The sequence below is a fragment of the Hydrocarboniphaga sp. genome (assembly GCF_028291725.1).
GTDB lineage: Bacteria > Pseudomonadota > Gammaproteobacteria > Nevskiales > Nevskiaceae > Hydrocarboniphaga.
Genome location: NZ_JAQGNT010000010.1, coordinates 93,080 through 117,806, shown reverse-complemented (window position 1 = coordinate 117,806; position 24,727 = coordinate 93,080). Strand labels below are relative to the sequence as shown.

18 protein-coding genes are annotated in these 24,727 nt (G+C 64.9%); 7 read left to right on the top strand and 11 right to left on the bottom strand.

The genetic code is table 11. The features are described 5' to 3' along the window. Nucleotides 1-119 precede the first annotated feature (119 nt). The 5 genes from JWQ90_RS03410 to JWQ90_RS03390 all read right to left on the bottom strand — a co-directional run bounded on the left by JWQ90_RS03410 (nucleotide 120) and on the right by JWQ90_RS03390 (nucleotide 4,703). A complete protein-coding gene (locus tag JWQ90_RS03410; RefSeq protein WP_299689414.1) occupies nucleotides 120-653 on the bottom strand; it encodes a hypothetical protein in 534 nt (177 codons plus the stop codon). Nucleotides 654-805: 152 nt separating this feature from the next. After that, nucleotides 806-1,285 carry a PA2169 family four-helix-bundle protein gene (locus JWQ90_RS03405; RefSeq protein ID WP_299689411.1) on the bottom strand — a complete coding sequence of 160 codons (480 nt, stop codon included), beginning with the start codon at nucleotides 1,283-1,285 and terminating at the stop codon, nucleotides 806-808. 200 nt (nucleotides 1,286-1,485) lie between these two features. Then, nucleotides 1,486-1,788, bottom strand: a complete 303-nt coding sequence (locus JWQ90_RS03400; RefSeq protein ID WP_299689408.1) for a 4a-hydroxytetrahydrobiopterin dehydratase — start codon at nucleotides 1,786-1,788, stop codon at nucleotides 1,486-1,488. A gap of 814 nt (nucleotides 1,789-2,602) precedes the next feature. Then, nucleotides 2,603-3,466, bottom strand: coding sequence for a transglutaminase family protein (locus tag JWQ90_RS03395; protein ID WP_299689405.1), 864 nt, complete (start codon nucleotides 3,464-3,466; stop codon nucleotides 2,603-2,605). A 253-nt stretch (nucleotides 3,467-3,719) separates the two neighbouring features. Further along, nucleotides 3,720-4,703, bottom strand: a complete 984-nt coding sequence (locus tag JWQ90_RS03390; RefSeq protein WP_299689402.1) for an NmrA/HSCARG family protein — start codon at nucleotides 4,701-4,703, stop codon at nucleotides 3,720-3,722. 108 nt (nucleotides 4,704-4,811) lie between these two features. Here JWQ90_RS03390 and JWQ90_RS03385 point away from each other — a divergent pair, with 108 nt between their 5' ends. Then, a complete protein-coding gene (locus tag JWQ90_RS03385) occupies nucleotides 4,812-5,720 on the top strand; it encodes a LysR family transcriptional regulator (protein ID WP_299689399.1) in 909 nt (302 codons plus the stop codon). Between the two features lie 716 nt (nucleotides 5,721-6,436). Here JWQ90_RS03385 and JWQ90_RS03380 read toward each other — a convergent pair. Both JWQ90_RS03380 and JWQ90_RS03375 read right to left on the bottom strand, forming a co-directional pair. Further along, the gene (locus JWQ90_RS03380; RefSeq protein WP_299689396.1) at nucleotides 6,437-7,153 is read right to left on the bottom strand and encodes an N-acyl homoserine lactonase family protein; all 717 of its coding nucleotides are present in this window, start codon (nucleotides 7,151-7,153) and stop codon (nucleotides 6,437-6,439) included. 11 nt (nucleotides 7,154-7,164) lie between these two features. After that, nucleotides 7,165-7,455, bottom strand: a complete 291-nt coding sequence (locus tag JWQ90_RS03375) for a YciI family protein (RefSeq protein WP_299689393.1) — start codon at nucleotides 7,453-7,455, stop codon at nucleotides 7,165-7,167. A gap of 114 nt (nucleotides 7,456-7,569) precedes the next feature. Here JWQ90_RS03375 and JWQ90_RS03370 point away from each other — a divergent pair, with 114 nt between their 5' ends. The 3 genes from JWQ90_RS03370 to JWQ90_RS03360 all read left to right on the top strand — a co-directional run bounded on the left by JWQ90_RS03370 (nucleotide 7,570) and on the right by JWQ90_RS03360 (nucleotide 10,739). Beyond that, nucleotides 7,570-8,436, top strand: a complete 867-nt coding sequence (locus tag JWQ90_RS03370) for a LysR family transcriptional regulator (RefSeq protein WP_299689390.1) — start codon at nucleotides 7,570-7,572, stop codon at nucleotides 8,434-8,436. Nucleotides 8,437-8,785: 349 nt separating this feature from the next. Further along, nucleotides 8,786-10,000, top strand: coding sequence for an argininosuccinate synthase (locus tag JWQ90_RS03365; RefSeq protein ID WP_299689387.1), 1,215 nt, complete (start codon nucleotides 8,786-8,788; stop codon nucleotides 9,998-10,000). Between the two features lie 13 nt (nucleotides 10,001-10,013). After that, complete coding sequence (locus JWQ90_RS03360; protein ID WP_299689384.1) at nucleotides 10,014-10,739, top strand: site-2 protease family protein; 726 nt, start codon at nucleotides 10,014-10,016, stop codon at nucleotides 10,737-10,739. A 91-nt stretch (nucleotides 10,740-10,830) separates the two neighbouring features. Here the strand turns inward: JWQ90_RS03360 and JWQ90_RS03355 are convergent, their stop codons facing one another. The 4 genes from JWQ90_RS03355 to JWQ90_RS03340 all read right to left on the bottom strand — a co-directional run bounded on the left by JWQ90_RS03355 (nucleotide 10,831) and on the right by JWQ90_RS03340 (nucleotide 20,595). Beyond that, a complete protein-coding gene (locus JWQ90_RS03355; protein WP_299689382.1) occupies nucleotides 10,831-15,102 on the bottom strand; it encodes an MBG domain-containing protein in 4,272 nt (1,423 codons plus the stop codon). 213 nt (nucleotides 15,103-15,315) lie between these two features. After that, complete coding sequence (locus JWQ90_RS03350; RefSeq protein WP_299689379.1) at nucleotides 15,316-16,914, bottom strand: ShlB/FhaC/HecB family hemolysin secretion/activation protein; 1,599 nt, start codon at nucleotides 16,912-16,914, stop codon at nucleotides 15,316-15,318. Then, nucleotides 16,911-19,007, bottom strand: a complete 2,097-nt coding sequence (locus JWQ90_RS03345) for a CHAT domain-containing protein (protein WP_299689377.1) — start codon at nucleotides 19,005-19,007, stop codon at nucleotides 16,911-16,913. The genes JWQ90_RS03350 and JWQ90_RS03345 overlap by 4 nt, the downstream gene beginning before the upstream one ends. A gap of 904 nt (nucleotides 19,008-19,911) precedes the next feature. Further along, entirely contained in the window at nucleotides 19,912-20,595 is a 684-nt protein-coding gene (locus tag JWQ90_RS03340) for a response regulator transcription factor (RefSeq protein WP_299689374.1), read from the bottom strand. Nucleotides 20,596-20,754: 159 nt separating this feature from the next. Between JWQ90_RS03340 and JWQ90_RS03335 the strand changes: the two genes are divergently transcribed. The 3 genes from JWQ90_RS03335 to JWQ90_RS03325 all read left to right on the top strand — a co-directional run bounded on the left by JWQ90_RS03335 (nucleotide 20,755) and on the right by JWQ90_RS03325 (nucleotide 24,665). After that, nucleotides 20,755-21,708: a TraB/GumN family protein gene (locus JWQ90_RS03335; protein WP_299689371.1), complete on the top strand. Its 954-nt coding sequence runs from the start codon at nucleotides 20,755-20,757 to the stop codon at nucleotides 21,706-21,708. 199 nt (nucleotides 21,709-21,907) lie between these two features. After that, nucleotides 21,908-23,320, top strand: a complete 1,413-nt coding sequence (tssK, locus tag JWQ90_RS03330) for a type VI secretion system baseplate subunit TssK (protein WP_299689368.1) — start codon at nucleotides 21,908-21,910, stop codon at nucleotides 23,318-23,320. Between the two features lie 10 nt (nucleotides 23,321-23,330). Next, on the top strand, nucleotides 23,331-24,665 hold the full coding sequence (locus JWQ90_RS03325) for a DotU family type IV/VI secretion system protein (RefSeq protein ID WP_299689365.1): 1,335 nt from the start codon (nucleotides 23,331-23,333) through the stop codon (nucleotides 24,663-24,665). Nucleotides 24,666-24,727 lie beyond the last annotated feature (62 nt).

The following is a 24,727-nucleotide window of genomic DNA, read 5'->3' as shown; positions in this document are numbered from 1 at the left end:
GTGAACAGGCCATCCGATTCACCTACGATGGATTCATCCGCGCCTGCCAGGCTCCGCCGCCACTGCTTCCAGAGCACCCAGCATCACGCCCTCGAAAACCTCGAATATGAGGGGAAACCTCAGGGTCTGACTGGCGTTTTCCCGGGCCGTCCCACCTTCCCCGGCCGCACTCGCCTCCCGAGCGTCGCCTCGATCTCGTCCTTGAACCGTTCGCTCCCGTAAACCCGGCACTGATTGAGCGCGTCACGAACCTCGGTCAGCGCGGCCTGGCTCAACTGCGCGCGGAACAACTGCCGGTATGCGCTCCGGCGCTCTTCGTCGGTGCGGGCCAACTGCCGGTAACAGGCATGGTCTCGGATGAGTGCGTCGTCCTGACCTTGCGCGTGGCTCGCGTAGCTCGACCAAGCATAGTCCCCAGGGTGTTTCACCATCCCCGCGCGCACCGGGTTCATTTCGATGTAGCGGTAGCAGGTCAGCAGATACTGCTCCGAGTCGATCACGCTGGCCTTGTGTCGCCCCTCCCAGAGCGTGCCGGTGCGGCGGTAGCGCGTATTGACATACTGCTCGTAGCGCCGCTCCACCGACTGCAGCACCTTGCCGATCGCGCCGGGCTGGGCCGGGGTCATCAGCAGATTGATGACGAAGAGCGACATATCTTTTATTGGTTATGTGCCAGCACCCGCAGTGTGCCTGGCTTCCCATTCGCCTACATTCATTGGGAAAAGCTGTGCGCATGAAGTTGTGCGCCTCTTGCCGGCCTGCCGCAAACCCTTGCGGCAGGCCGGGATCAGAGTCGAAGCGTGCCTCAGTGTGCGATGGCCGCTTTGTTGGCCTTGTAGCTGTTGCGCAGATCGCGGATCAGGTCGTGGTTGCGGACGGCGCCGTCGTGCTGGCGCTGCACCACGCTGCGGACCTGCGGCATCAGGGTGGCAGTCAGCGCCTTGGTGTAGACCGCCTTGGCCTTGTCTTCGGCGCTCTCCACTTCTTCGAGCGTGCTGATGTTGGCGTCGCCGACGGTGGCCTTCACCTTGGTCCAGCCCCGACGGGCGGCGCCGGCGATCGTGCCGCTGTCTTTCGGCGTGCCGCCGAGCGTCATAACCAGTCCCTGCAATTCGGTGACGGCCGCTCCGCAATCCAGGGAGCGCTGATGGAACACGGTTTTCAGCTCGGGTGTCGTCGCGTCCTCGGCGGCTTCGGCGAATCCTTTCATCCCGTCCTCGGACGTCTGAATGAGCCCGTTGAGTACTTTCACGGTGTCGTCATTAACAGCATCGTTATTAAGCATGATGGTTCCTTGATTGGTTGCCGGGGAAGTCCGGCGAACGATTCAAGGTGGACCCCGTGAGTCAAGACGTCGGTGCGTTAGCCCACAACGACATCGCGAGTCTCCCAAGTGCCAGGCCTGCGCTGCCCGGTGAGAAGTCCATGGCTGGGCAGGCTCTCGCAGCTCCCAGTCAGACTCCCCCAGGTTTCAGTCCGGTCAGGTCACGCCGACCAGCGTGCGAAAATGCTGTCAATCTCCCGTGCAAGCTCTATATCGAGCAGCGAGAGACCGCCAGCATCATGCGTCGTCAGCGTGATCGAAACCTTGTTGTAGACGTTGGACCATTCCGGGTGATGGTTGCGTTTCTCCGCAACGAGCGCGACGCGCGTCATGAACGCGAAGGCATCACAGAAATCAGCGAACTTGAATTCTCGTGCAATGGCATTGCGGCGATTGTCTAACGACCAATGTTTGAGTTCGGCTAACGACGACTCTCTCTGTTCATTACTCAGCTTTGCAGGCATGGGGTTCTCCGATAGGCGCGCAGTGGAAAGATACTGGTTTTACCGGTAACGGGCGCGAAGTCTTGGAGTTGGCGAGTTGCGCTTTCTTTGGCGCCATTGCGCCGGACACCTCAGTCGCCAGGGAGCCTACATGCGCTTCGCGACAAAGATGATCAAACAGACGAATAAGATCGTTCCGAGAATTCCGCCACCGAATAACATGTGAATCTCCTTCGTGTGAGCTTGCTCTCAGAGATACTGGAGCAAAGCTTAGCGACACGATTGCAGCACTTCCGGTCTGAAAAGCGCGGTGCGTTTGCGAACATAGCGGATATCCGCTTTCGGGAACGCAGCCGCCAGTTTCTGGCGCCGGTGTATCCCTTCTCCCGCTTGCGGGAGAAGGTGGCGCGAAGCGCCGGATGAGGGGCTTTCGTTCGAGTAGCGCAGGAAAAGCCCCTCATGCCCCTGCCCCGGCTCTGCCCCGCAAGCGACGTAGGTCGGCAATCCTTTGCCGACGTGCTCAAGCGATCAGAGCGCACACGTCGGCAAAGGATTGCCGACCTACCTTCATCGGGTTCATGGCCGGTGAGCAGGTCCGCAAGGAACACGGGGCTACCCAAGACCCAGCCAAACGCGGGTGGGTGCGGAAGGCGCGGCGCTATCGTCTCGCCCCCAACCCAACCTTCCCCCGCACGCGGGTGAAGGAGCTGGCCGGTTCCGGGCATAAAGCCGGCTGCTATGAACCTGTGGCGGTATCTCCCGCAAGCGGGGGCGGGGAGTCGTATACGGGGCGGACTTAGATCGCCGCAATGAAAGTGGAATGCAGCCGCTGCGGCTATCGCGCGCTTGATCTCACGCGGACGGCGACATCCATCTGCTCGAAATCTTCCGGCGTGCCGATATAACCGCCCGTCACCGGCATGATCTGTCTGTTGAAGCGCGCAAACGCGACAGGAACGAGCTGGCTGCCACCGACGCGTTGATTCGACGGATCGAAAGCGATCCAACCGGCGCCGGGCAAATACGCCTCCGCCCAGGCATGGGTTGCGCCCGCGTCCTCGTCCTTCTGATCCGGATCGAAAAGATAGCCCGACACCGCCCGGGCGCCGAAGCCGAGGTGGCGCGCCGCCTCGATGAAAAGCGCCGCAATATCGCGGCACGATCCACTGCCCAGTTCCAGCGTGCTGGCAGGCGACTGCGTCCCCTCCTCATCGCGGACACGGTAGCGAACGTCCCTCAGCACTCCGGAGTTGAGGTCCTTGAGCAAGGACAGGCTGTCGGTCTGTAGCGCCAACACAAAGCGACGAGCCCAGGCGCCCACCCGCTGTCCACCAGGAGTCAGCCAGTCCGGCTGTGCAAGGGCGCCAAGATCGACGACATCGTCGAGCGAGTAGGCGAACGGATAGCGGTGAGCATCAGGCGATATCGCGAAGATCGGCCATTCCGGAGCCGTGTGCTCAACCACCGCTTCGCTGATGATGGTCAATTCGCTGGTCGGCTCGGCAAAGCTCGCTGTCGCGATCAGATTCCCGAATACGTCCGCACTCCAGGTGAGATCGGCTGGCGGCACACATTCCAAGGACCGCCGCACCGTCAAGAGTTCGCCGCTGTCGCGCGGTGTGACGATGAGCCGGTGCGGTTGCAGCATGATCGCCCGCGAGTACTGGTAGCGCGTGCAATGCTTGATGGTCAGTTGCATGAAACGCTTGCGCCTTTAAGTTCAGGGGCTCGGGGAAAGCCCTTGCTGTCTTCAATTACTGCGAAATATACCGTCTCCTCATCAACGGCACGGCCTGGCCCTTGATGGCAGCAAAACGCGCGAGCCTTGGCGGGATTGAAATGCGCCGTCGGCAGCTTGGTGCCAGACGCTGACGTTCGCCTGTGGCCGCTCTAAGGTAGGCGTTCAAGTCACAAGACGAGGTCGCCGGTGATTGCGCCACGTCGAACTCCGACTACGCGCTCGCGGGCGGAGCGCCAAAGCTCATCAGCTCGCCTTGCCACTCGCTTCGGCGAAGAAACTGCTCCCAGGTCAAAGAGTCGGGGTCGATTTTTCGGCTCCATCCGACATCGCGTTCGGGCGCGTAGTACCCATATTCGACCGCGTACTCCACCATGCCCAACATTTCGCGCACAAGACATTCACTAGCTCCGAATGCCGGGAAGTGTTGCAGCAGTTCCTTGCGCGTGTAGGCCGATGCGTAATGCGCATTCTTCCCCGACACGCGAACGAATGTGTCTACCATCTGGCGAGCTGTCAGGATCTCGCCGATCACGGGCAGAGTCTCGCCAGCGTATTTCTCCGGATAGTCGAACACTTCGAGCACCGCCGGGCCAGTCGCGGTGAGCGGGTCCACGAATGGCATGGGGGTGTCCGGTGGCAGGTAGATGGCAAAGCTCAGGCTGCCGTCGGCGCCACGCTGGGGTACGTAATACTCCAGGAAGTTGCTGTAGAAGAACGCCAAGTAGATGAACGAGCTGCGCAGCGGCAGTGTGCGGATGTGCTCTTCTACCAGCGCCTTCTCGGTGAAGTGCGGGGCCCATTTGGCACCGCCAGTGCGCGCGTCGACGTTCTCCAGACCGCTCCACACGACGTGCTGCACTCCTGCGGCGCGCGCGGCATCGGCCAACTCGCGACCCAGCGCTAGCTCCGGCTGGCCAGGCGGTGGCACCGGTGTGGTTGGCGGAGTCATCAGAAAGGCGCCATGTGAGCCGCGCATTGCGGCGATAAGTTCAGTCTGGTGGCCCAGTTCCAGCGGCGCTACGACGATCTCGGCGCCGCTGTCAGCCAAGCGACGCATCGGCGCGCTGTCCGCACGGCGGGTCAGCGCACGCACCCGGTAGCGCCCGCTTGCCAGCAAGGCGTTGGCCACGCTGCGGCCCTGTTTGCTGGACGCGCCGGACACGGTGATCAAGGGCTTTTGTGATGAGTTGGGCATGCTATTTCTCCGGATATGCATAGCGAATGAGTGAATGAATGAGTGCCTAGCTTTGGCCGGCGGCAGTCATATGTGAAATTACCAATTCGCTGGTCTACCATCCATGCTATGGATACCAAACGAATCGACCTCAATCTGCTTGTCACACTGGAAGCTTTGTTGGTGGAGCAGAACGTGACCAAGGCAGCAAACCGCCTGCACCTCAGCCAGCCGGCGGTAAGCGCGCAACTGAGCCGCCTGCGCGACGTGTTCGACGACTCGCTGCTGATTCCCGCGCAGCGGGGCATGACGCCCACCGCCAAGGCGCTGGAACTTCTAGAGCCGCTACGCCATGCTCTCGACCAAGTGCGCGCCGCAGTAGTCCAGCACAGCAACTTCGACCCCGAACGGGCGCATCTGACGGTAGCCATCGCCTGCACCGACTACCTTCAAGCCGCGCTTGTACAGCCGCTGGTGTTGAGCCTGCGCAGGCAGGCGCCCGGCGTGCGTGTGGCGCTGCGCACCCTGGACATACCGCACTTAGAAATGCAGATGGCGCGCGGCGAGGTGGACTTGGCGCTTATGACGCCGAGCGCTGCGGCGCCGAGTCTGCGCACGCGTCATCTGTTCGACGAGCGCTATGTGCTGATCGGCCGGCAAGGTCATCCCAAGCTTCGCAGAAACATAACCGTAGAGCAGTTCGCGCGGCTGGAGCACGTCATCGTGTCACTGCGCGGCGGCGAATTCAGCACGCCAGTGGACGACGCGCTAGCGGTGCTGGGCTACAAACGCAATGTGGTGCTATCGGCCTCGTCGTTTCTGCTCCTGTTGGAGATGGTGACGCACTCGGATTTCGTGGCGCTGGTACCGCAGCGGCTGGTGCGCGATCGCAGCAGTCAGTTGAAGATCGTTGAATGCCCGTTTCCGGTGGAAGGATTTGAGGTGAGCATTGTGTGGCACGAACGAAACCACGGCCACAACGGCCAGCGCTGGATTCGCGAGGCGCTGGTGACGCTTGTCGCCGGTACGAAGTCGTGACTCCAACCTCCAAGCATGGGGCAAGGAGAACTTCATCGAAAGAGCTCCGCGTCGCCGTTCGACGTGCAGTTCGCCATCGCCTTGCGCAGTCGTAGCGTCGACGGCTACTGGAATGAGCTGTGGCTTACCAGGGTTACGGGCAACGCACCTTCACGCGCGAGCCTGCGCCAGGAGTGCGCGATATTGGCGTTGATACCATGGGCCATCGCAACCTTGGTCACCGACGCGCCTGGCAGGTCGCAGGCGGCCATTACGAGTGTGGTTCCGACGCGTCCGCGTTTTGCGCGTAATCATCGTGTCCATGATCCAGTGCCGGACGCATACCGAAATCTCGCCTAGGGATGCGTCCTTTGGACGACCGCTTTGATGCGGGAGAACTTAAGCCCCAACTGCCCGCAACGGGCTGATACCGGCCCCTTGCCGGAGCAAATCCAGCTGGCCACCTGGGCCTCCGAAAATGTTGGTCCGTCTTCGGTGAGCACGCCGTTCAATCCGGCGTAAGCGGCAAGCCTCCAGTTTCAAAGAGCATGGCCCCGCCGGTATACGAAACGCCGAAATGAGCATTCCGTCACCGTAACCCCAAACCCCCTTCGCCAACATCGAAACGCGCGGTTAACCCTTGTGCAAGGACGCCCCGCTTTCCTCTACCGCTAATCGAAGGAGTTTCGGATGCCGTCACAACAGAACCTGATTCAACTGAATATGCAGCCGGCCGACTATGCCGCGGTGGGCACCAGTTCCAGACGCCGGTTTTCGGCGGACAGGTAAAGGTCGCCCAGCAGCAGCACCGGGCCCGACCGCGCCAGCTTCACGAGCAGCGCCTGACTGCCGGGCGTGTGCCCGGGCGCCCTGAGAATCCGCACGGTGCCGTCGCCGAATACGTCGAGGTCGCCGTCGATCATTCGGGTTTTCGCCGTCCTGTAACCCGAGAATAGTTGCGGTGTCATGCTCACGTGTGCGGGCTCGGCTTCGGCCCAGGCCAATTCGTTGCGGTTCAATATCCAGGTCGAGGCCGTGAACAGGTTGGCGTTGCCCATATGGTCGAAATGCAGGTGCGAGAAACTCAGGTAGTCGACCTGTGCGGGCCGCAGCCCCAGCTGCGCCAGTTGCCCAGCCAGCGGTGGTCCGGGGCTCATGCGAACGCCGAGTTTGTCGAGTTCCGCCGCGCTAGCCGGCGTCTGCGACGGAAGGCCCGCGTCCCACAGTAGCCAGCCCTTGGGATGACGGATCAGGAAACAAGGATCGGCGAGAGACACCGCTTTGCCCTCGTATTCGCCGGTATCGGACAAGGGCGCGCCGTTGTCGAAATCGGCATGCCCGCAGTCCAGGGTGTAGAGCCTATCGCCATCGGCCGCGTACGCCCTCGACGTCGCCAAAGAGGCCGCGGCCCAGAACAGCATCACCTGCCATCGCCCCGATTTGGTCATTGCCATGGTCCGAGACATCATGCGGACTTCAGTGATTCCAACGACGGCTGCGCCAGCTTGCACTCGAAGTCGATCACCTGATATTCGGCGACGTCGGCCTGCACGTACGAATCCTCCGCAAGCAGTTGCATGAGCCGATCCTTGGCGATGCTGCTTACGGCGATCAGGCCGCCCAGCCCGCTCTTCTTGGGCCCGGCATAAAGAAAGATTCCCGCATCCAGATAGCGCCTGACCCATTCGCCATGCGCTTTCACATGCGGCTCGACTTGGTTCGGAGCCTGGGTGTAGCTGACATTGAGTAGAAACATGGTTTTTCTCCTTGGTGCTCTCGCGGATTCGCGACTCGCTGTACTTTGAGCGCGTAATACCAGCGGATAAACCGCGGTAAAGTTGCTGCACTGCCAACCTGGAGTTTCGAATCTATGGACCGGCTTACCAGCATGTCGGTATTCGTGCGCGTGGTGGAAAGCGGCAGTCTGGCCGCCGCGGCGGCAGAATTCCGCATCTCCGCGACCATGGCCGGCAAGCATCTGCAGAGTCTGGAAAAGCGCATCGGCGCACGCTTGCTTCATCGCACTACGCGTCGGCAGCGCCTCACCGAAGTTGGCGCGATCTACTTCGAACGCTGCAAGCAACTCCTCGCGGAAATCGAGGCCGCGGAGGACTCGGCAGGTGCCATGCGCGCGGCGCCGCGCGGCGTGCTGCGCGTCACCGCGCCCGTGGCGTTCGGCACGCATCGGCTGGCGCCGGCTCTCGGTGAATTTCTGAGGTTGTATCCGGAAGTCAAGGTCGAACTCCTGGTCAGCGACCGCCTCGTCGATCTGGTCGACGAAGGTTTCGACGTGGCGATCCGCATCGGCAATTTGCCCGACTCCGGGTTTGTCGCGCGGCCACTGGCGCCGTACTGTGTGGTTGTCTGCGCGGCACCGGCGTACCTTGCGGAGCGCGGTGCGCCACGGCAGCCGCAGGACCTGGAACGGCACGACTGCATCGGCTTTTCGCATGCGTCGCTGCGCTGGCGCTTCGGCGACCACACCGTGCAGGCCGGCAGCCGCCTACAGATCAATAACGCCGAGGCGCTGCGCCAGGCCGCAATTTCTGGCTGCGGCATTGTGCAAATGTGGACAGCGCTGGTGGAGGACGATCTGCGCTCAGGCCGCCTCGTGGGTGTGCTGCATGAGTACGAACGGCCGCCACGCGCGATGCATCTGGTGTACCTGCACGATCGGCAACCGGCGGCGAAACTACAGCGATTCGTGGAGTTCGTACTGGCGCGTTTCGAACGCTGAACGAACTGCAGGCCCGGCGCAGGTGCCACTGCGCAGCTTTATGGCACCGCTGCGCAGCGACTTGGTGCCAGTGCGCAGCTTCGATGGCGGCGGCGCGCGGGTGCCCGCCGTTTTGTACTTGAGCAATCCCCGCGAGCCCTGATTAGGGGATTCGGGGTCTCACGTCCGGTTTTCACCGAGAGCGGCGATTCGACAGCAGGACGGGCTGTGGCCGCGAGGCCGGAGTCGTCGGGCCGCCTCAACAATACCGGCATTGTGTCCGCCCGCTCCGGACTGGAGGCATTCCCTGTTGGCCCGGCAGGGCGGGATATAATTCGTGCCCCTTCGTCTGTGCCAAGCCCCGGTTGCCATGAGTAAACCCCGCAAAGTCGCGCTCGCCTATTCCGGCGGGCTGGATACCTCCGTCATCCTGAAGTGGCTGCAGGACACCTATGGCTGCGAAGTCGTGACCTTCACCGCCGACATCGGCCAGGGCGAAGAACTCGACCATGTGCGCCCGAAGGCGGAAGCGCTCGGCGTCAAGGAAATCTTCATCGACGATCTGCGCGAGGAGTTCGTCCGCGATTTCGTGTTCCCGATGTTCCGCGCCAACGCGATCTACGAGGGCGAGTACTTGCTCGGTACCTCGATCGCGCGGCCGCTGATCGCCAAGCGCCTGGTCGAGATCGCGCGCCAGACCGGCTGCGACACCATCAGCCACGGTGCCACCGGCAAGGGCAACGACCAGGTGCGCTTCGAACTCGGCGCCTATGCGCTGTGGCCCGACGTGAACGTGATCGCGCCCTGGCGCGAGTGGGATCTGAACTCGCGCGAGAAGCTGCTCAGCTATGCCGCCGAGCACAACATCCCGATCACCAAAAAGAAGGACGGCGGCTCGCCGTACTCGATGGATGCCAACGCGCTGCATATTTCGTATGAGGGCGGCGGCCTGGAAGATCCGTGGTGGACGCCGGACGACAGCATCTGGCGCTGGACGCAGAACCCGGAAGACGCGCCGAACGAGGCCGAGATCATCACGCTGGAGTTCGACAAGGGCGACGCGGTTGCGGTCAACGGCGTGCGTCTGTCGCCGTTCGAGGTACTGGCCAAGCTCAACGAACTCGGCGGCAAGCACGGCATCGGCCGGCTCGATCTGGTCGAGAACCGCTACGTCGGCATCAAGAGCCGCGGCTGTTATGAGACTCCCGGTGGCGCGATTCTGCTTAAAGGCCATCGCGCGATCGAGTCGCTGTGCCTGGACCGCGAACAGGCGCATCTGAAAGACGAGATGATGCCGCGCTACGCCAAGCTGATCTACAACGGCTACTGGTTCAGCCCCGAGCGCCGCATGCTGCAGGCGCTGATCGACGACACCCAGCTGCGCGTCAACGGCGAGGTCAAGCTCAAGCTGTACAAGGGCGCGGTCTACAACGCCGGCCGCCGCTCGAAGGACACGCTGTTCGACGCGACGCTGTCGACTTTCGAGGACGACCGCGGCGCCTACAACCAGAAGGACGCGGAAGGCTTCATCCGCCTCAACGGCCTGCGCCTGCGCACCAACGCCAAGCGCGACCTGCGCAAGTAGATCGCGTACGCCGATGAAAGACGCCGTAACCCGAACGCTGCTGTTGCTGGTAGCGGGTCTGAAGTTCAGCAAGATCGGGCTGACAGCCGGCACGATGCTGTTGTCGATGGCGGTCTATGCCTGGATCTGGGGCTGGCCTTACGCGGTGGGTTTCGTGCTGCTGATCCTGGTGCACGAGATGGGGCATTTCGTCGCCGCGCGGCAGCGCGGGCTCAATGTCGGCGCGCCGACTTTCATTCCCTTCGTCGGCGCCTGGATCCAGCTCAAGGATATGCCGCACGATGCCGAAACCGACGCCTACATCGGCATTGCCGGGCCGGTCGCCGGCACGCTGGCGGCTTTCGCCTGTTTCGAGGCGGGCCGCTACTACGACAGCAATCTGCTGATCGCGCTGGCCTACGCCGGCTACATGATCAACCTGTTCAACCTGCTGCCGCTCGGGCCGCTGGATGGCGGCCGCGTGACGGCCGTGGTGTCGCCGAAGATCTGGCTGGTCGGCGCGCCGCTGCTGGTCGGTCTGTTCATCTGGCATCCGAGCCCGATGTTTCTGCTGGTGGCGCTGATCGCCTGGCCGAGCTTCTGGAAAGCGCTGCGTGGTGGCGCGACCGACACGGTGTATTACGACGTGCCACTGAAGACCCGCGTGAATTACGGGCTGGCGTATCTGGGGCTGGTCGGCTATCTGGGTGCGATGACTTATTCGCTGCACGAACAGCTGGAAAGTCTGCGCGCGGGTTGAGGGATTCGCGGACAAGGTCCGCTGCTACAGCAGGCGCAACGAACGCGGCGCAATATTCTTGTAGGAGCGGTCCTTGACCGCGATTGAGGCCTCAGAATCCCGCCGAGCAGCTGTTCTTCTTCTGCGTGTCGACGCAGGACGTCAGGTTGGGCTTGCTGCGCAGCAGCGACCAGTCGTGTGCCAGCGGATCGCTGCCGCCGCCGACCGCGCCCGGATCGCTGAGCGAGGTCGCGCAGATCGCCGCCATCGGGCCGAAGTTGTTGCCGTAGACATCGGTCTCCGGCAGCGTGATCACTTCGGCCACTGCAGGCAGCGCGATCACCGGCACCACCGACAGGCTCGCCGCATTGCCCGGTGCCTGCGCCAGCACGTAGTTTTGCGCGCTCAGTCCCGAGCCGGTGATCGCGTAGCTGCCGATCGGCGAACTCGCGTCGGCGTTGGTCGCGAACACCGCGCTGCCGTCCGTGGCGCTCGCCAGCGTGTCGCCGTTGCGCAGGCCGGTCACGCTGCCGCTGAGTTCCGGATTCGGCGAGCCGAGCCCGCGCGTCGCCGGGTCGGCGACATACAGCAGCGTCGCGCGCGTGATCTGGAAGGCGCTTGCATTGCCGGCGGATTGCACGAAACGGTAGTTGCCGGCGTTGAGGCCGCTGCCGGTGATCGCGTAGTCGCCGACGTTCGAGCCGATGTTCGCCGGGGTGGTGAAGCCCAAGGTGCCGCTGGTCGCGCTGGCGATGGTGTCGTTGTTGCGGAAGCCCGTGACGGTGCCGGTCAAGGCAGGATTGTCCAGCCCGTATTCGCGGCTGATGCCGTTGGCGACGTAGCTCAGCGTCGCCTGGATGATCTGCAAGGCGCCGGCATTGCCCGCTGCCTGCACGAAGCGGTAGTTGCCGGCGCTAAGGCCGCTGCCGTTGATTGCATAGCTGCCGACGTTGGAGCCGATGGTCGCGGCGGTGGTGAAGGCCAGCGTACCGGTGGTCGCGCTGCCGAGGGTGTCGCCATTGCGGAAGCCGGTGACGCTGCCGCCAAGCGCCGGGTTGGCCAGGCCATACTCGCGGCTGATGCCGTTGGCGACGTAGCTCAGCGTCGCCTGGATGATCTGCAGCGCGGTCGCGTTGCCGGCGGCCTGCGCGAACCTGTAGTTGCCGGCACTGAGCCCGCTGCCGTTGATCGCATAGTTGCCGACGTTGGATCCCGTTGTCGCCGGCGACGTGAAGGCCAGTGTGCCGGTAGTGGCGCTGGCGATGGTGTCGCCATTGCGGAAGCCGGTGACGGTGCCGCCGAACAGCGGATTGGCCAGCCCGTATTCGCGCGAGGACGTGCTGGCGACATAGCTCAGCAGCGCCGGCGTGATCGCCAGTACGCCCGGAGCGATGTTCAGCGCATAGCCCTGCAGCGAGGTGAAGCCGCCGAGGATTGCGTAGTTGCCAACATTGCTGCCGGTGGTCGCCGCGGTTGTCGGGCCGCCGGACAGCGCGGTCGCCTGGGTGTCGCCGTTGACCAGGCCGGTGAGCGCGAACAGCAGCGCCGGATTGGCGAGCCCGTATTCGCGGATCGCGTCGGCGATGTCGATGTTCAGGGTCGGCTGGTACGTATAGACATAGGTCACACCGCTGGCCGGCAGACCGGCGGTGCAGCTGCCGCCGAAACTGCAGTTGTACCGATTGCCGCCGGCCAGGCCGCCGCGATTCTCGCCGCTGAAGTTCGGCGCGTAGATGTGCGCCGCGCCGCTGGCGGTGACCGGTGCGCTGCCGGCGTTGTCGAATACACCGGCGGTCACCAGATCGACATTCGCACCGCTGATGGCGGCGTTCAGGATCAGGTCGCCGGCCAGCGTCTGCACCAGCACGTCGCCGCCTGCGGCGATCCCGGTCGCGCTCAGCGCAGTCGGCGCATTGGTGCCGCTGGCGTAGCCGTTCGCATTGACGGTGCCGACACCGATCGCATTCGCGTTGACGTAGCTGAAGTCGCCGGCGGCCGAGCCGGCGAGAGTGTTGGTGCTGACGGCGTTGGCCGTACTGTCCAGGATCACTGAGCCCGCCGAGGACTGCGCCAGCAAGGATCTTGCGGTGATGCCACCGCCGTTCTGCCGGATGTCGCCGGCGCTGGACAGCGCCAGAACCTTGGTGCCGACATCGACCGACTGGTTCAGCGTGATGCCGCCGCTGCTGTTCTGCAGCGTCAGGTTGCGAGCTAGTGTGATCGCGGACTGCACCTGGATGTTGCCGGAATGCGTATCCGAGCCGACGACGAGGTTGGGTGCATCGAGCGTGTCGAGCAGCGCATCGCCAACCACGAAGCCGCTGCTGCCGCTGCCAAGGATGATGTTGCTGGCGCTGCTGTCGAAGCGCGTGCCGTCGGCCGCCAGCCCGCCTGGCCGCAGATCGATCGTCGATGCGGCCGTGACCGCCGCGTTGAAGCCCACCGTGACCGGCGCGCCGCCGGCGACGGCGGTTTCCGCGCGCAATGCGACCGAGCCGGCGGCACTGTTGACGCTGGCGGCGCTGTCGACCGCGATGCCCGGGCCTGCGCCGGTCGCGGTGCCGGTCAGCAGCACGCCGCTGCCACCATCGATGCGGGTTTCAAAACCGGTGTTCTGCAGCAGCTGCACGCCGGCGGTTTCGCCGCGGCCGGCGACGTCGACGCTGCCGCTGAGGCTGCTCACGATGCTGTCGAGCACGGTGACGCCGTTGTCGCCGTCTCGGCCGATGCCGGTGATGGTGATGTCGCCGCTGCCGCTGCTGATCAGGCTGCCTGCATTGCCCGCGGCGATGACCACGCCGGGCGCGGCATACGGGCTGGCCACCGCGCTGGTGCGGCCGTCGATCAGAATCGCGCCGCTGCTGGTCAACACCTGGCTGTTGCCGATGCGCACGCCGGCGTCGGCGCCGGTACCGCTCAGCGCGACGCTGCCGCTGGCATTGGCGGCGTTCTGCGCGATGCGCGTGTCGATGATGGTGTCGGTGATGTCGAGCGCGGCGGTGTTGCTGTTGACGCTGGTCAGGCTGACATCGCCGCCATTGGTCTGGATGCTGGCCTCGTTGATGACCACCGAGGACTGTGCGTTGACGTTGAGATCGAGCGCGCCGGCCGTGCTGTTCACCGACCAGGGCACCGCCGCACCGGTGGGATCGACGCCGCCGAAGAACGCGCGCGCGGCCTCGAATGTCAGGCTGGCGCGCTCATCGCCCAGACTGCGGACCAGCGCGACGTCGTCGCCGATGTTGATCTGGCCGGCGGTGCTGGCGATGCGCGTGTTCTGCGCGCCGTCAAGCGCGCTGTTGACGGCCGCTACGCTGATGTAGGAATCCTCGGGCGCGTCGGGAGCGTAGGCGACGACGACACTGGCCTCGCTGGCGATATCGACCGTGCCGCTGGCGGCACCGCCGCTGCCGCTGGCGTTCAGCGTCGCCGTGTCCTGGATCGAAACCCGCTGGCCGTCGATGGCGATGCTGCCGCCGGCCGCGGTCGCCGCGATCGACGACGCGTCCAGCGCACCCGACACATCGACTGCGCCCTCGTCGCCACCGCTGAGAATGATCTGGCCGCCGCGGCTCTGCAGCGAACGCGCGCGGATGGTGCCGCTCTGGTTCACGACCAGGTCAGAGGCGTCGAGCCGCGAGGCGCCGCGCATCACCACGCGGCCGCCGTCGGCCTGCAGCGTCCCGGCATTGGCGACGCCCGCTGGCTGGAAAGCCGGTGTGCCGCTGACGGTCAGCTGGGTCAGGCCGTCGCCCTGGAAATCCAGCGTCACGCTCGGCCCGTTGCCGATCGCGATGCTGCCGCCGTCCGCGGTGATGATGCCGCTCGCGGTATTGGCCGCGTTGCCGAGCAGCGCGACGGTGCCGCCGTTGGCCGCGGTGATCGTGCCGCTGCTGGTGACTGCGGCATTGACGTCGACCGCGCCGCTGAAAACGAACTGGCCGCTGGCGACGCCGGCGTTGAAATCGGCGTCGCTGATTCCCAGGGTCGACGCCACCAGGCCGCCGACATTGACCTGTGAGCCGCTGGCGAAAACCACGCCGGAGGGATTCACCAGGAACACGCGTCCGTTCGCCGACAGGTTGCCGGCGATGTTCGAGGCCTGGCCGCCGGTGACGCGGTTCAGCGCCACCGCTGTGGTATTGGGCTGCACGAACTGCACGCTGTCGCCGGCGCCGATCGAGAAGCCGGTCCAGTTGATGATTGCGCTCTGCGTGCTCTGGTTGACCGTCATCGCGGTGGTGGCCGCATTCTGGCTGATGGTCGCGCCGCCGCTGGCGACGACACCGCCGGTCGGCAGCGTTCCGGCCTGCAGGCCGGGCGAGGCGAGCATCGCGACTGCAGTCGCGATCGCAGTGCGGCGCGGATGGAAGAGCGGGTTCATGAGTTAGCCTCGATGCGAAAATGGGAGCGGAACCGGTTCATGGAGAGCCCCGTGTTCCGTGCGGACCTGCCGACGGACCATGAACCCGGTGTAGGGCGGGTCGTGACCCGCCGTCGTCGAGCCCGAGCAAAAGCGGCGGGTCACGACCCGCCCTACGGTCTGCGCTAGGTTCATGGGAAGGAAAACAACGGGCGTGCTTTCATCGCGCGCGCCTCAAAAATTTTTCTGCAGCTGCCACAGCCAGCGCGGCTCATGCGAGCTGCCCTCGCTGAGCGGCTCGCCGACACCGCGCCAGGCGACCGACGTGGTGACGAAGAAATTGCCGATCCGCGCCCAGGTGATGCCGATGCCGGGACCGCTGATCGTGCGCGCGTCGTCGTCGTCGGTGGCGACGCGGTTGACGACGCTGCCGTGGCCGTAGTCGTAGTACGGGAACAAGGTGACTTCGCTGCTCAGCGCGATGCGCCATTCAACATTGACGATCACGCCGTTGTCGGCGAGCAGCTCGCTGTTGGCGTAGGCGCGCACGGTGCCGGCGCCGCCGATGTTGAGCTGCTCGGAAGCATCCAGATTCTTCTCGGCGGCCTGGCCGGCCACCGCGACGAACAGGTTATTGCGCGGGAACAGGTACTGCAGCCGGCTCAGCTGGAAGCTGACCTTGAAGAAATGCCCCTGGGTGTCGCGGCCGAACACGCTCTGGTCGAGATTGCGCGACAGCGCATCGTCGATCGTCAGGTGGCCAAACGTCGCGCCCATCGAGTGATTGCTGTAGCCGCCGCCCATCCAGGTGTCGCGGCTCTCGTAGCTGGTGGTCGCCGACACGCTGGCGACATGCTTCTTGCTCTCCAGGTCGACTGCGTCGAGCTTGTCGTCCAGCGACTTGTATTCGGCGTTGAGCCTCAGAAAAGCGTTCTCGTTGCGCGAGCGCACCATCGGGTAGTTGGCGAACAGGTTGGCGACTTCCGCGGTGCCCTTGGCGTCCAGCGCCGAGTACTGGCCGCCGAGATCGTATTGCACATGCGCGGCGCCGACGCCGGCGCGCCAGCCGTCGCTGCCGACCGGTGCCTCGTAGGACAGCCGGCCAAACGCCAGCGAGGCATCGTCCGACAGCAGCAGGCGCGCATCGAGGTTGTCGCCGATGCCGGCCGGGCTCAGCCAGCGCGCGGTCAGGCCGGCGCGCTCGCGGCCGGTGCTCTCGGTGCCGTCGTTGTCGGCGTCGACCGCCAGCTGCCAGCGCTTTTTGGCGCTGATCTCGACGCGCAGATCGGTGGTGCCGACGGCGGTGCCTTCTTCCAGGCTCGAACTCGCCTTGACGCCGGGCAGGTCGGACAACAGCAGCATCACGCGCTCGTAGCTTGTGTTGTTGAAAGCCGTGCCCTGATTCAGCGGCTCGAGAATCGCGCGCACCCGCGCCTCGCTGATCGGCGCGTCTTCGCTGACATGCACGATCATGCGGCCGAGCCGGCCTTCGCTGACGTCGATTTCGACGACGCCGCTGCTGACGTCCTGCACCGGCAGCGTCGCCCGCGCCAGGAAGAACGAGCGCTTGCGGTAGTAGCGGGTGACGCGCTCAGCGAGTTCCTGCAGCTGCTCGTAGGTGAGCGTCTTGCCGAACTGCTCGTGCACCAGCCAGCGCAGCGCGCGAGTATCGACCGCGGTGACACCGACGAAGCGCACATCGCGCAGCGTGACGCTGACCGGCGCAGTGGCGGCCTCGGCTAGCGCGGCGTCCTGTGCCTGCGCAGCGGGCGCGAGCGTCGCCAGAGCGCCGATCCCGGCCGCGAAGAGAACCAGAGTACGCGAGACCTTCATTGCTTCACCGTCAGGCGCCAGTTGCCGATCAGGTTGAACGGGGCCCAGAAGAACGGATGGGCCATCTTGGGATTGCGCAGCACCGCCAGTTGCGCGTCCTGCATCGCGCTCTGCAGATCCGCGCCGCCGGCGAGATCGCGGTACAGCGTGGTCATCAGCAGTTCGGCGGCGTCGTCGGACACCGGCCACAGCGAGGCGATCAGGCTGGAGCTGCCGGCCGACAGAAAGCTGCGCGTAAAGCCCAGGGTTTCGTCGCCGCTGGCGATCTTGCCCAGGCCCGATTCGCAGGCCGACAGCGTCACCACGTCGACGCCCTCGAGTTTCATCGCCAGCACTTCGTGCGCTTCGAGAAAGCTCTGCTTGCCGTTCTCGTTGGCCAGCAGAATGCGCGAATACAGCGGGTCGACGAAATCGGCCATCGCGTGCGCGGCGACGTGGACGATGCCGGCGCCGGCGCTGGCCTCACGGAAATGCGCCTTGGTTGCGTCGGCGCGCAAATACACGCTCTTGTCGTCGAAGTAGCCCGACACCGCTTTGACTTCGCCCTCCGAGCCGGGCAGGTCGTACTTGGCTTCGATCAGCGGATTGCCGAACGCGACCAGCTTGTGCCGGGCATGCACCGGCCGCTGCGCGAGCTGCGTCGCGATCGTGCTCGAGGGCGCGATCGAGATGCGGTGATCCTCAATGAGATAATGATCGTTCAGCCGCAGCGCCTGGAACGGCAGGTAGTGCAGCGGGCCGTGCGGCACGATGATCAGCCGCGTGCCGGCTTCGAGCTGCAGCGGTTTCAGCAGCAGCACGCCGATCTGCTCGGCGCCGGATACCGCCGAGCGCTTGCCGCCGATGATCGAATTGCGAAACGCCTCGACCACCGCGATCAGATCGCTGCGCGGCAGCGGCAGGCGCACTGCGCGGATCTCGTTCGGCGCGATGATCCAGGCGATCAGCTCGTCGCGCAGCGCATGGAACTCCAGCACGCGCTCGTCGGGCCGCAACGCCGCCTGCAGGGTCTTGCTGTCGATGGTCGCGGCCGCATCCACCGGCCCGCGGCCGCGCACCGCGTCGAGCAATGCACGCGAGCGGCTGCGTTCGCTGAGATCGAAGGCGCGGCGCGCATCGCCCATGTCGATGTACAGCTCGATCGCGTTCTCGAACATGCCCTGCACGTCGGAGAACAGGCCCATCTTGATTTCTTCGCTGCGGAACTCGGCGCGCACCTGGTCGGCGTCGTCGGTGGCCGCGTCCCAGGCGCGTGCGGCGCGGGTCTTGTCGCCCTGTGCGAGCCGGTTGCGGGCGATGCCGTCCTGCGCCCATAGCCGCAGATAAGCGGGATCACCGCCATCGCGGGTCGCGGCCAGGGTTTCGTAGAGCGCGATCGCTTCTTCGGGTTTTTTCTCGGCGGTCAGCAGCCGCGCGCTGGTGCGCAGCAACTGGTTGCGCAGCGTCGGGTCCTGCTGCGTCGGCACTTCCGCAAACACGCTGCGTGCGCGGGCCAGATCACCGGAATCCACCAGCGTGTTCGCAAGCGAAGTCTTGACCAGCGGGCGGAAGCGATCCGAGCTGGCCTTGTCGGCGGCCTCGTAGCTGGCGACGGCCTTGGCGTAGTCGCCGCGGCGCGAATAGACGTCGCCGAGAATCTTGTGCGCCGGGCCGAACACCACCGGCGGATCCTTGGGCTTGTGCTTCAGCGCTTCAGTGGCGAAACGCTCGGCCTGGTCGAGATTGCCGCTGTAGCTGTAGGCGATCGCCAGATCGCGATTGGCCAGTGCCTGCAGGTCGTCATTGCCGGTCGCGAGCGCAACATGCAGCGCTTTGCTGGCCGCGCGCACGCTGAGCCGGAACTCGCCGCGCTCGGACAGGGCGACGGACTGTCCGCAGTAGGCATAGCCGTCCTGCTTGACGGCTTCCGCGTCGTAGAGCAGCGCGCCTTCGGCGGCAATGCCCTGCAGGCTGTCGGCATCGGCCTGGCGATCAAGCGCGGCAGTGACCGAGCTGGTGTCGTTGGCGGCCTGCGCGGTGCCCGCGCAGAGCAGCAGGCCGGCGATCCATGCGGGCAGACGCGTGCGGCGACGGTGGAGCGGTGTGGAGGTCATGGCGGCTTCGTGCGGACGCCGCGCGGATGCAGGCGGCTGATCGGATGAAGCTTAGGCACGCGATGAGCGCGCGCCCATTTGCCATAACGCTTAGGCCGTTGGAGATAACGAGGTGGGGCTTGTTTATGGCTGCTCGCTCTGGAGCGATAGTCACTGTGTGGTTTTGGCCTGCCCGGCCGGGGGTAACTTTTCTTTGCTCGTGCAAAGAAAAGTTACCAAAAGAAAGCGGCGGCCGCGACACGGTGTTTGCGCAGCAAGGGGTGCGGGAGTGGCCGCCGTTTGGCGCCCCCCGCACCCGCTGCAAACAACGCAGACACCGTGGGGGCGCCAAACCCTGGAAAGTCGCCGGCTTACGCCGGTGCCCGATTGTGGGGACGTGCTCGGGGTCGAGCGAATTCGACATCCTGTCTCATTTCGCTCTCAAGCGGCCATCCATGGCCGCTTGCCCCCTGCGCGCGCCCCCACAATCGGCGACTTTCAAGGGAACCCGGCAAATCAAAATCAAAGGCCGATTCTCAAACTGTAGGAGCGGGTCGTACCCGCGACTGTTCCGGAGGGGTTCCACTCGCGGGTACGACCCGCTCCTACAGGGGCGGATACTTCGCTTTGCCGGGTTCCCTTGAGAGTCGCCGTGTAAAAAGTCGCGCGCAGCGGGTCGTTTGGCCATGGATGGCCAAACGAGGACGAAATGAGGCATGGATGCCGAATTCGTCCGACCCCGAGCACGTCTTTTTACACGGGGACCGGCGTCAGCCGGCGACTCTCCAGGGTGTGCTTTCTTTTGCTTACTTTTCTTTGCACAAGCAAAGAAAAGTAAGGCCCGCCGGCGAGGCTGCAAGCTTCCAGCGACTATCGACGCCGAGCGAGCAGCCGAAACACGGAGCAGCCCCAACAAGGCGCAAAACTACAACCCCTCCAACCTCCGCGACGCCACCACCGCCTCCGTCCGATTCCTCACATTCAGCGCGCGATAAATCGCCGCCAGATGAATCTTCACCGTGCCCTCGCTGATGCCCAGATCGCGCGCGATCAGCTTGTTCGGCTTGCCCTGCGACAGCAGCCGCAGCACATCCACCTGGCGTTCGGTCAGGATGCGGCGCAATGCGTCGATGTTCTCCGGCGTGGCCACCGGCGTCGCCGCACCGTTGCTGGAATAATTGCTGGAGTAGGGGATCGACGAGCCGCTGATCTGGTTCAGCATCATCGGCGGAATGTAGATGCCGCCGGCCAGCACCAGGCGCACCGCCGACAGCATCACCTCCGGCGAATAGGCCTTGGGAATGAAGCCGAGCACGCCCAGATCCAGCAGCCGGCGCATCAGCTCCGCATCCTCGTTGCCGGACAGCACCACGATCGGCAGGCTCGGGTGTTCGCTGCGTGCCTGCTCGATGTGGCTGAAGCCGTTCGCGCCGGGGATCGACAGATCGAGCAGCGCCAGATCGAAGCTCGCATCCTCGCGCGCCAGCACTTCGGCGAGCTCCTGCGCGGTCATCGCGGTGGTGAACCTCACCGCGTCCGCCAACTCGGCCATCTTGAGCTTGACGCCTTCGATGACCAGGCGGTGGTCGTCTGCGATCAGTACGTGCACGAGAACGATCCCTGCATGGTTTTAAGAGTCCGCGGACCTTAGCCGCTAGGCCGGTCTAGATCAATTAAGCCGTATGGCCAGCCCGAGGTCATAGACCCGATGAGCTATGGTCCGCGGGCATGCTGTTGCGGAAGATGGCGCCGGTTCAAGACCGCGACCATGCCGAAAAAATACTGCCCGCTGCTGATGCTGTACGCCGCCGCGATGACCGCCTGCAATCCGGTTGCCGCGAGCGTGGACGATGACAGCATCGCGCCGGCCTGGCGCAGCTGGCATGGCGTGCTGTTCCGGCTGACGCCGCCGCTTGTAGCAGCGCAGCTTGACGCACCTGCGCCGGCCAGCAGCTTCGTGTTCGCCAGCATTCACTACGGCTCGCTCGACGAGCTGGCGCTCGATGCCGACGCGCTGCGCGATGTGATCGTGAGTACGCAGACGCTGGTCGACGAGGCCGATGCTTCGGCAAGCTTCGACGCGGAGACCGATCGGCATCGCTTCCTGGCACCGCCGGATTCGCTGCCGAAGTTGATCGGCGCCAAGGCTTTCGACAATCTGCTGCCGCTGATGCCGGACGTGCCGGCCGAGCGCCTGCAGAAGCTCAAGCCCTGGGTGGTGCTGTCGGTGCTGGAGTCGCGCGGCGAGATTGCCTCGCCGGCCAACCGAGACAAGCAGCTCGACGGGAGAATATCGCGCTGGGCGGACGAGGCCGGCCTGCGCCGCGTGCACCTGGAAACGCTGAACGAGCAGATGGCCGCGCTCGACTGCGTGCCGGCGCGCGAACAGGCGCAGGTGCTGGCGCGCCGCATCGAGGCGCCCTGGGTGCTGAAAGAACAATCGCTGCGCGTGCTCGGCTATTACCGCAGCCGGGATCTGCCGGCCTGGTTGGACGAGATCGATGCGATGACCGGCCTCGACGCCGCCGCAAAGGCAATCGAGACGCGCGCGAAGGACTGCCTGCTGGCCGAGCGCAACCGCCGCTGGATCGGCCGGCTCGATGCGCTGTTGCGTTCGGGCAGCTGTTTCGTCGCGGTCGGCGCGATGCACCTGACCGGCGAATCCGGCCTGCTCGCCGAACTGGTGCAGCGCGGCTACCAGCTCAGCGTGGAGCCGATCTAGTGAAAAAAACAAAACCGATCGCTCTCCGATCGTCCCGAGTAGTCCCGCGTTGCGGGACGTATCGAGGGAGGGACACATCGTGCTCAGGTCTCTCGATACGCCGCTCCCCTCGATACGCGCCTGCGGCGCTACTCGGGGCGAACGGGCCGGCTACTCGGGAGGAACGGGGTTTCGCAGAGAATTCGATGAAGGACAGACGATGAGCGACGCGATCCATCAGGTTTTCTGGGGCCAGGGCGCATTCCTGACGCCGCAGCATCTGCAGCGCCAGGACGCGCATCACGTCGATCGCGGCCAGCGCCTGCAGCGCCTGACGCATCCTTATCCCTGGGGTTTCGAGACGCTGACTTTCCGCGACGACGCCTTGTCCAGCGGCGTCTTCGATCTGTCGCGCTTCGTGCTGTGGACGCGCAGCGGGCTGCGCATCGAGGGCGGCTCCTCGGCCAACGGCAATGCCCGCGTCGGCGAACGCAATCTGTCGGCGATCACCGCGACCAGCGGCACGCCGATCGCGATCTATCTGGTGCTGTCGCAGGACGCCGCTGTCGCCGGCCTGCGCCGCGGCGACGCCGCGCGCCTGCCGACGCGCCACTACCTGGAGACAGTCTCGGTTGCCGACCCCTACGATCCGCAATCGCCGGCTGTCGATGTCGATCTGCTGCGCTACCAGCTGTCGCTGGTGACTTCGCTCGACGAGAACGTGCAGGCGGTGCTGCAGGGCAACGAGGCCTACAAGCTCGCCGAACTGCTGTCGAACGGGCCGGGCCGCTACAAGCTGTCGATCGACTACGTGCCGCCGAGCGTGACGATGGCGGCTTCCGCCAACCTGTCGCGCTGGGCGCACAGCTTCCGCGATCTGCTGGTCTCCAAGGGCCAGGATTTCTCGACGATCAAGCGCCAGCGCGGCATCCGCGCGGCCTCGACCAGCGCCCAGGAAGTGATGCGCGTGGTGATGATGCAGACCTTCGGCCGCTACATTCCGGCGCTGCAGGAAGCGGTGCGGCTGCAGCAGCTGTCGCCGTACTCGCTGTACGCGCGGCTGCGCGAACTGGTCGCGGAATTCTCGGTGTTCTCCGAGGAGATCTCGTATTTCGGCGGTCTGCTGGACAAGCCCGAGACCGAGTTGCCTGCCTACGATCACGATGATCTGCGCGGCTGCTTCCAGGTCGCGTTCGCACGCGCCGAGCAGTTGATCAAGGCGCTGACGGTGGGCGCCGAAGTCGGCATCACGCTCGCCTACGATGGCCGCCACTACAAAGCGGAGATTCCGCCGAAGCTGTTCGAGAACGACAAGACGCGGTTCTATCTGGCGATCGAGTCCGAGACCAAGGGCATGGATCTGTCGCAGCGGCTGTCGCGCACCGGCAAGATCTGCACGATCGAGGAAATGCCGCGGCTGCTGCAGGCCGCGCTGTTCGGCCTGAAGATCGATCTGCTGCCGGTGCCGCCGGAAGAGCTGCCGCAGAAGACGCCGAATACGACGTACTTTCTGGTCGATACCACGCATGCGTTCTGGACCATGATCAAGCAGCGCCGCAACATCGCAGTGGCCTGCGATCTGCCGTCCGAGAGCACCGTGATCAAGCTGTATCCGGTCGGCGCGGAAGAGTAGGGGGCGACCTGTGGCCACCCGACTCTTCGACTGCTTTGCGCCGGCATTCTCGCTCGGCCTCGAGCTGGACGCGCTGATCGCCGCCGGCAAGCCGCCGTCCTCGATCACCGATGTCTACGCCAGGCTGCGCGCGGCGATCGATCGCGCCAAGGCTGCAGCGCTCGCGTCCGGCCGCCGCGCCGAGCAGACCGACGCGGCGGTGTTCGCGGTCGTTGCCTGGCTGGACGAGATCATCGCGCGCAACCCGGCGTACTGGGGCTCGGGCACGCCGCTGCAGGTGACGCTGTTCAACACCAACAACGCCGGCAACGAATTCTTCAATCAGCTCGGCGCGCTGAAAGCCAGCGACGACGAGGTGCGCGAGGTCTATTACCACGCGCTGCTGTGCGGTTTCGTCGGCCAGTACTATTTCGAAACCGGCGACAACGGCGAACTCGGCAAGATCAAGGAAATCCATGCGCGCCAGCTACCGGTGGCGCCGGCGCCGACGCACACGCTGCGCGAAGAACGCATTACGCCGCAGCCTTATCTGAGCCGCGATCCTTCAGGGCACCGCTATCCGCGGCAGTGGGACCAGCTGCTGCTGAAAGGCGGCATCGCGCTGGCGCTGCTGATTCCGCTGCTGTACCTGGTCTATGTGCTGCTGGCACAGCCGCAGGACAGCGGGCCGACGCTGGCGCAGCAGATCGATCAGCGTCTGCAGGGCTACATCTGCTCGGACCTGAGTGCGACGGTTACGGACGATGGTGCGACCCAGGTGCGCGGCTTCGTCTCCAAGCCCGAGGAAATCGAGCAGGTCAAGACCGACATCAGCGCGATTCGCGGCGTGAAGACGCCGAGCTTCGACATCGCGGTACGGATCTGGCCGCACTGCGAAGTGGTGCAGATATTGAAGCCGTTCCGCGAACGCAATCAGGAACGCCGCCAGGGCCTGGAGGTGATGCCGACCACCGGCCACTCGGATCGCTTCATCGAGGACGAGCGCGTCAAGGTGCAGTTGCGCCAGGCGAGCTACGACGGCTATCTGTACGTCGACTACTACACCGTCGACGGCAGCGTGCTGCACCTGTACCCGAACAAGCGCGAGCCCGACAGCGGCCGCGTGATCGTCGGCGGCGAGCAGTTCGTCGTCGGCGAGAAGGCGCCATGGTTGATCGGCCCGCCGTTCGGGCAGGAGCTGATCACGGTGATCGCCTCACCGGTGCCGCTGTATGCCAGCGAGCGGCCGGAAATCGAGCAGGCCTCGGTGTATGTGCCGCGGCTGCGCGAGCTGCTCGACGCCAACCCGGGTGCCGATCGTCTGGCGGCGAACTTTTTGTTCATGCAGACGGAGCCGAAGAAATGAGGGAGCTATCGGTGCTGCGCCGTTCTCCCTCCCCCGCACGCGGGGGAGGGAGACAAGCAAGC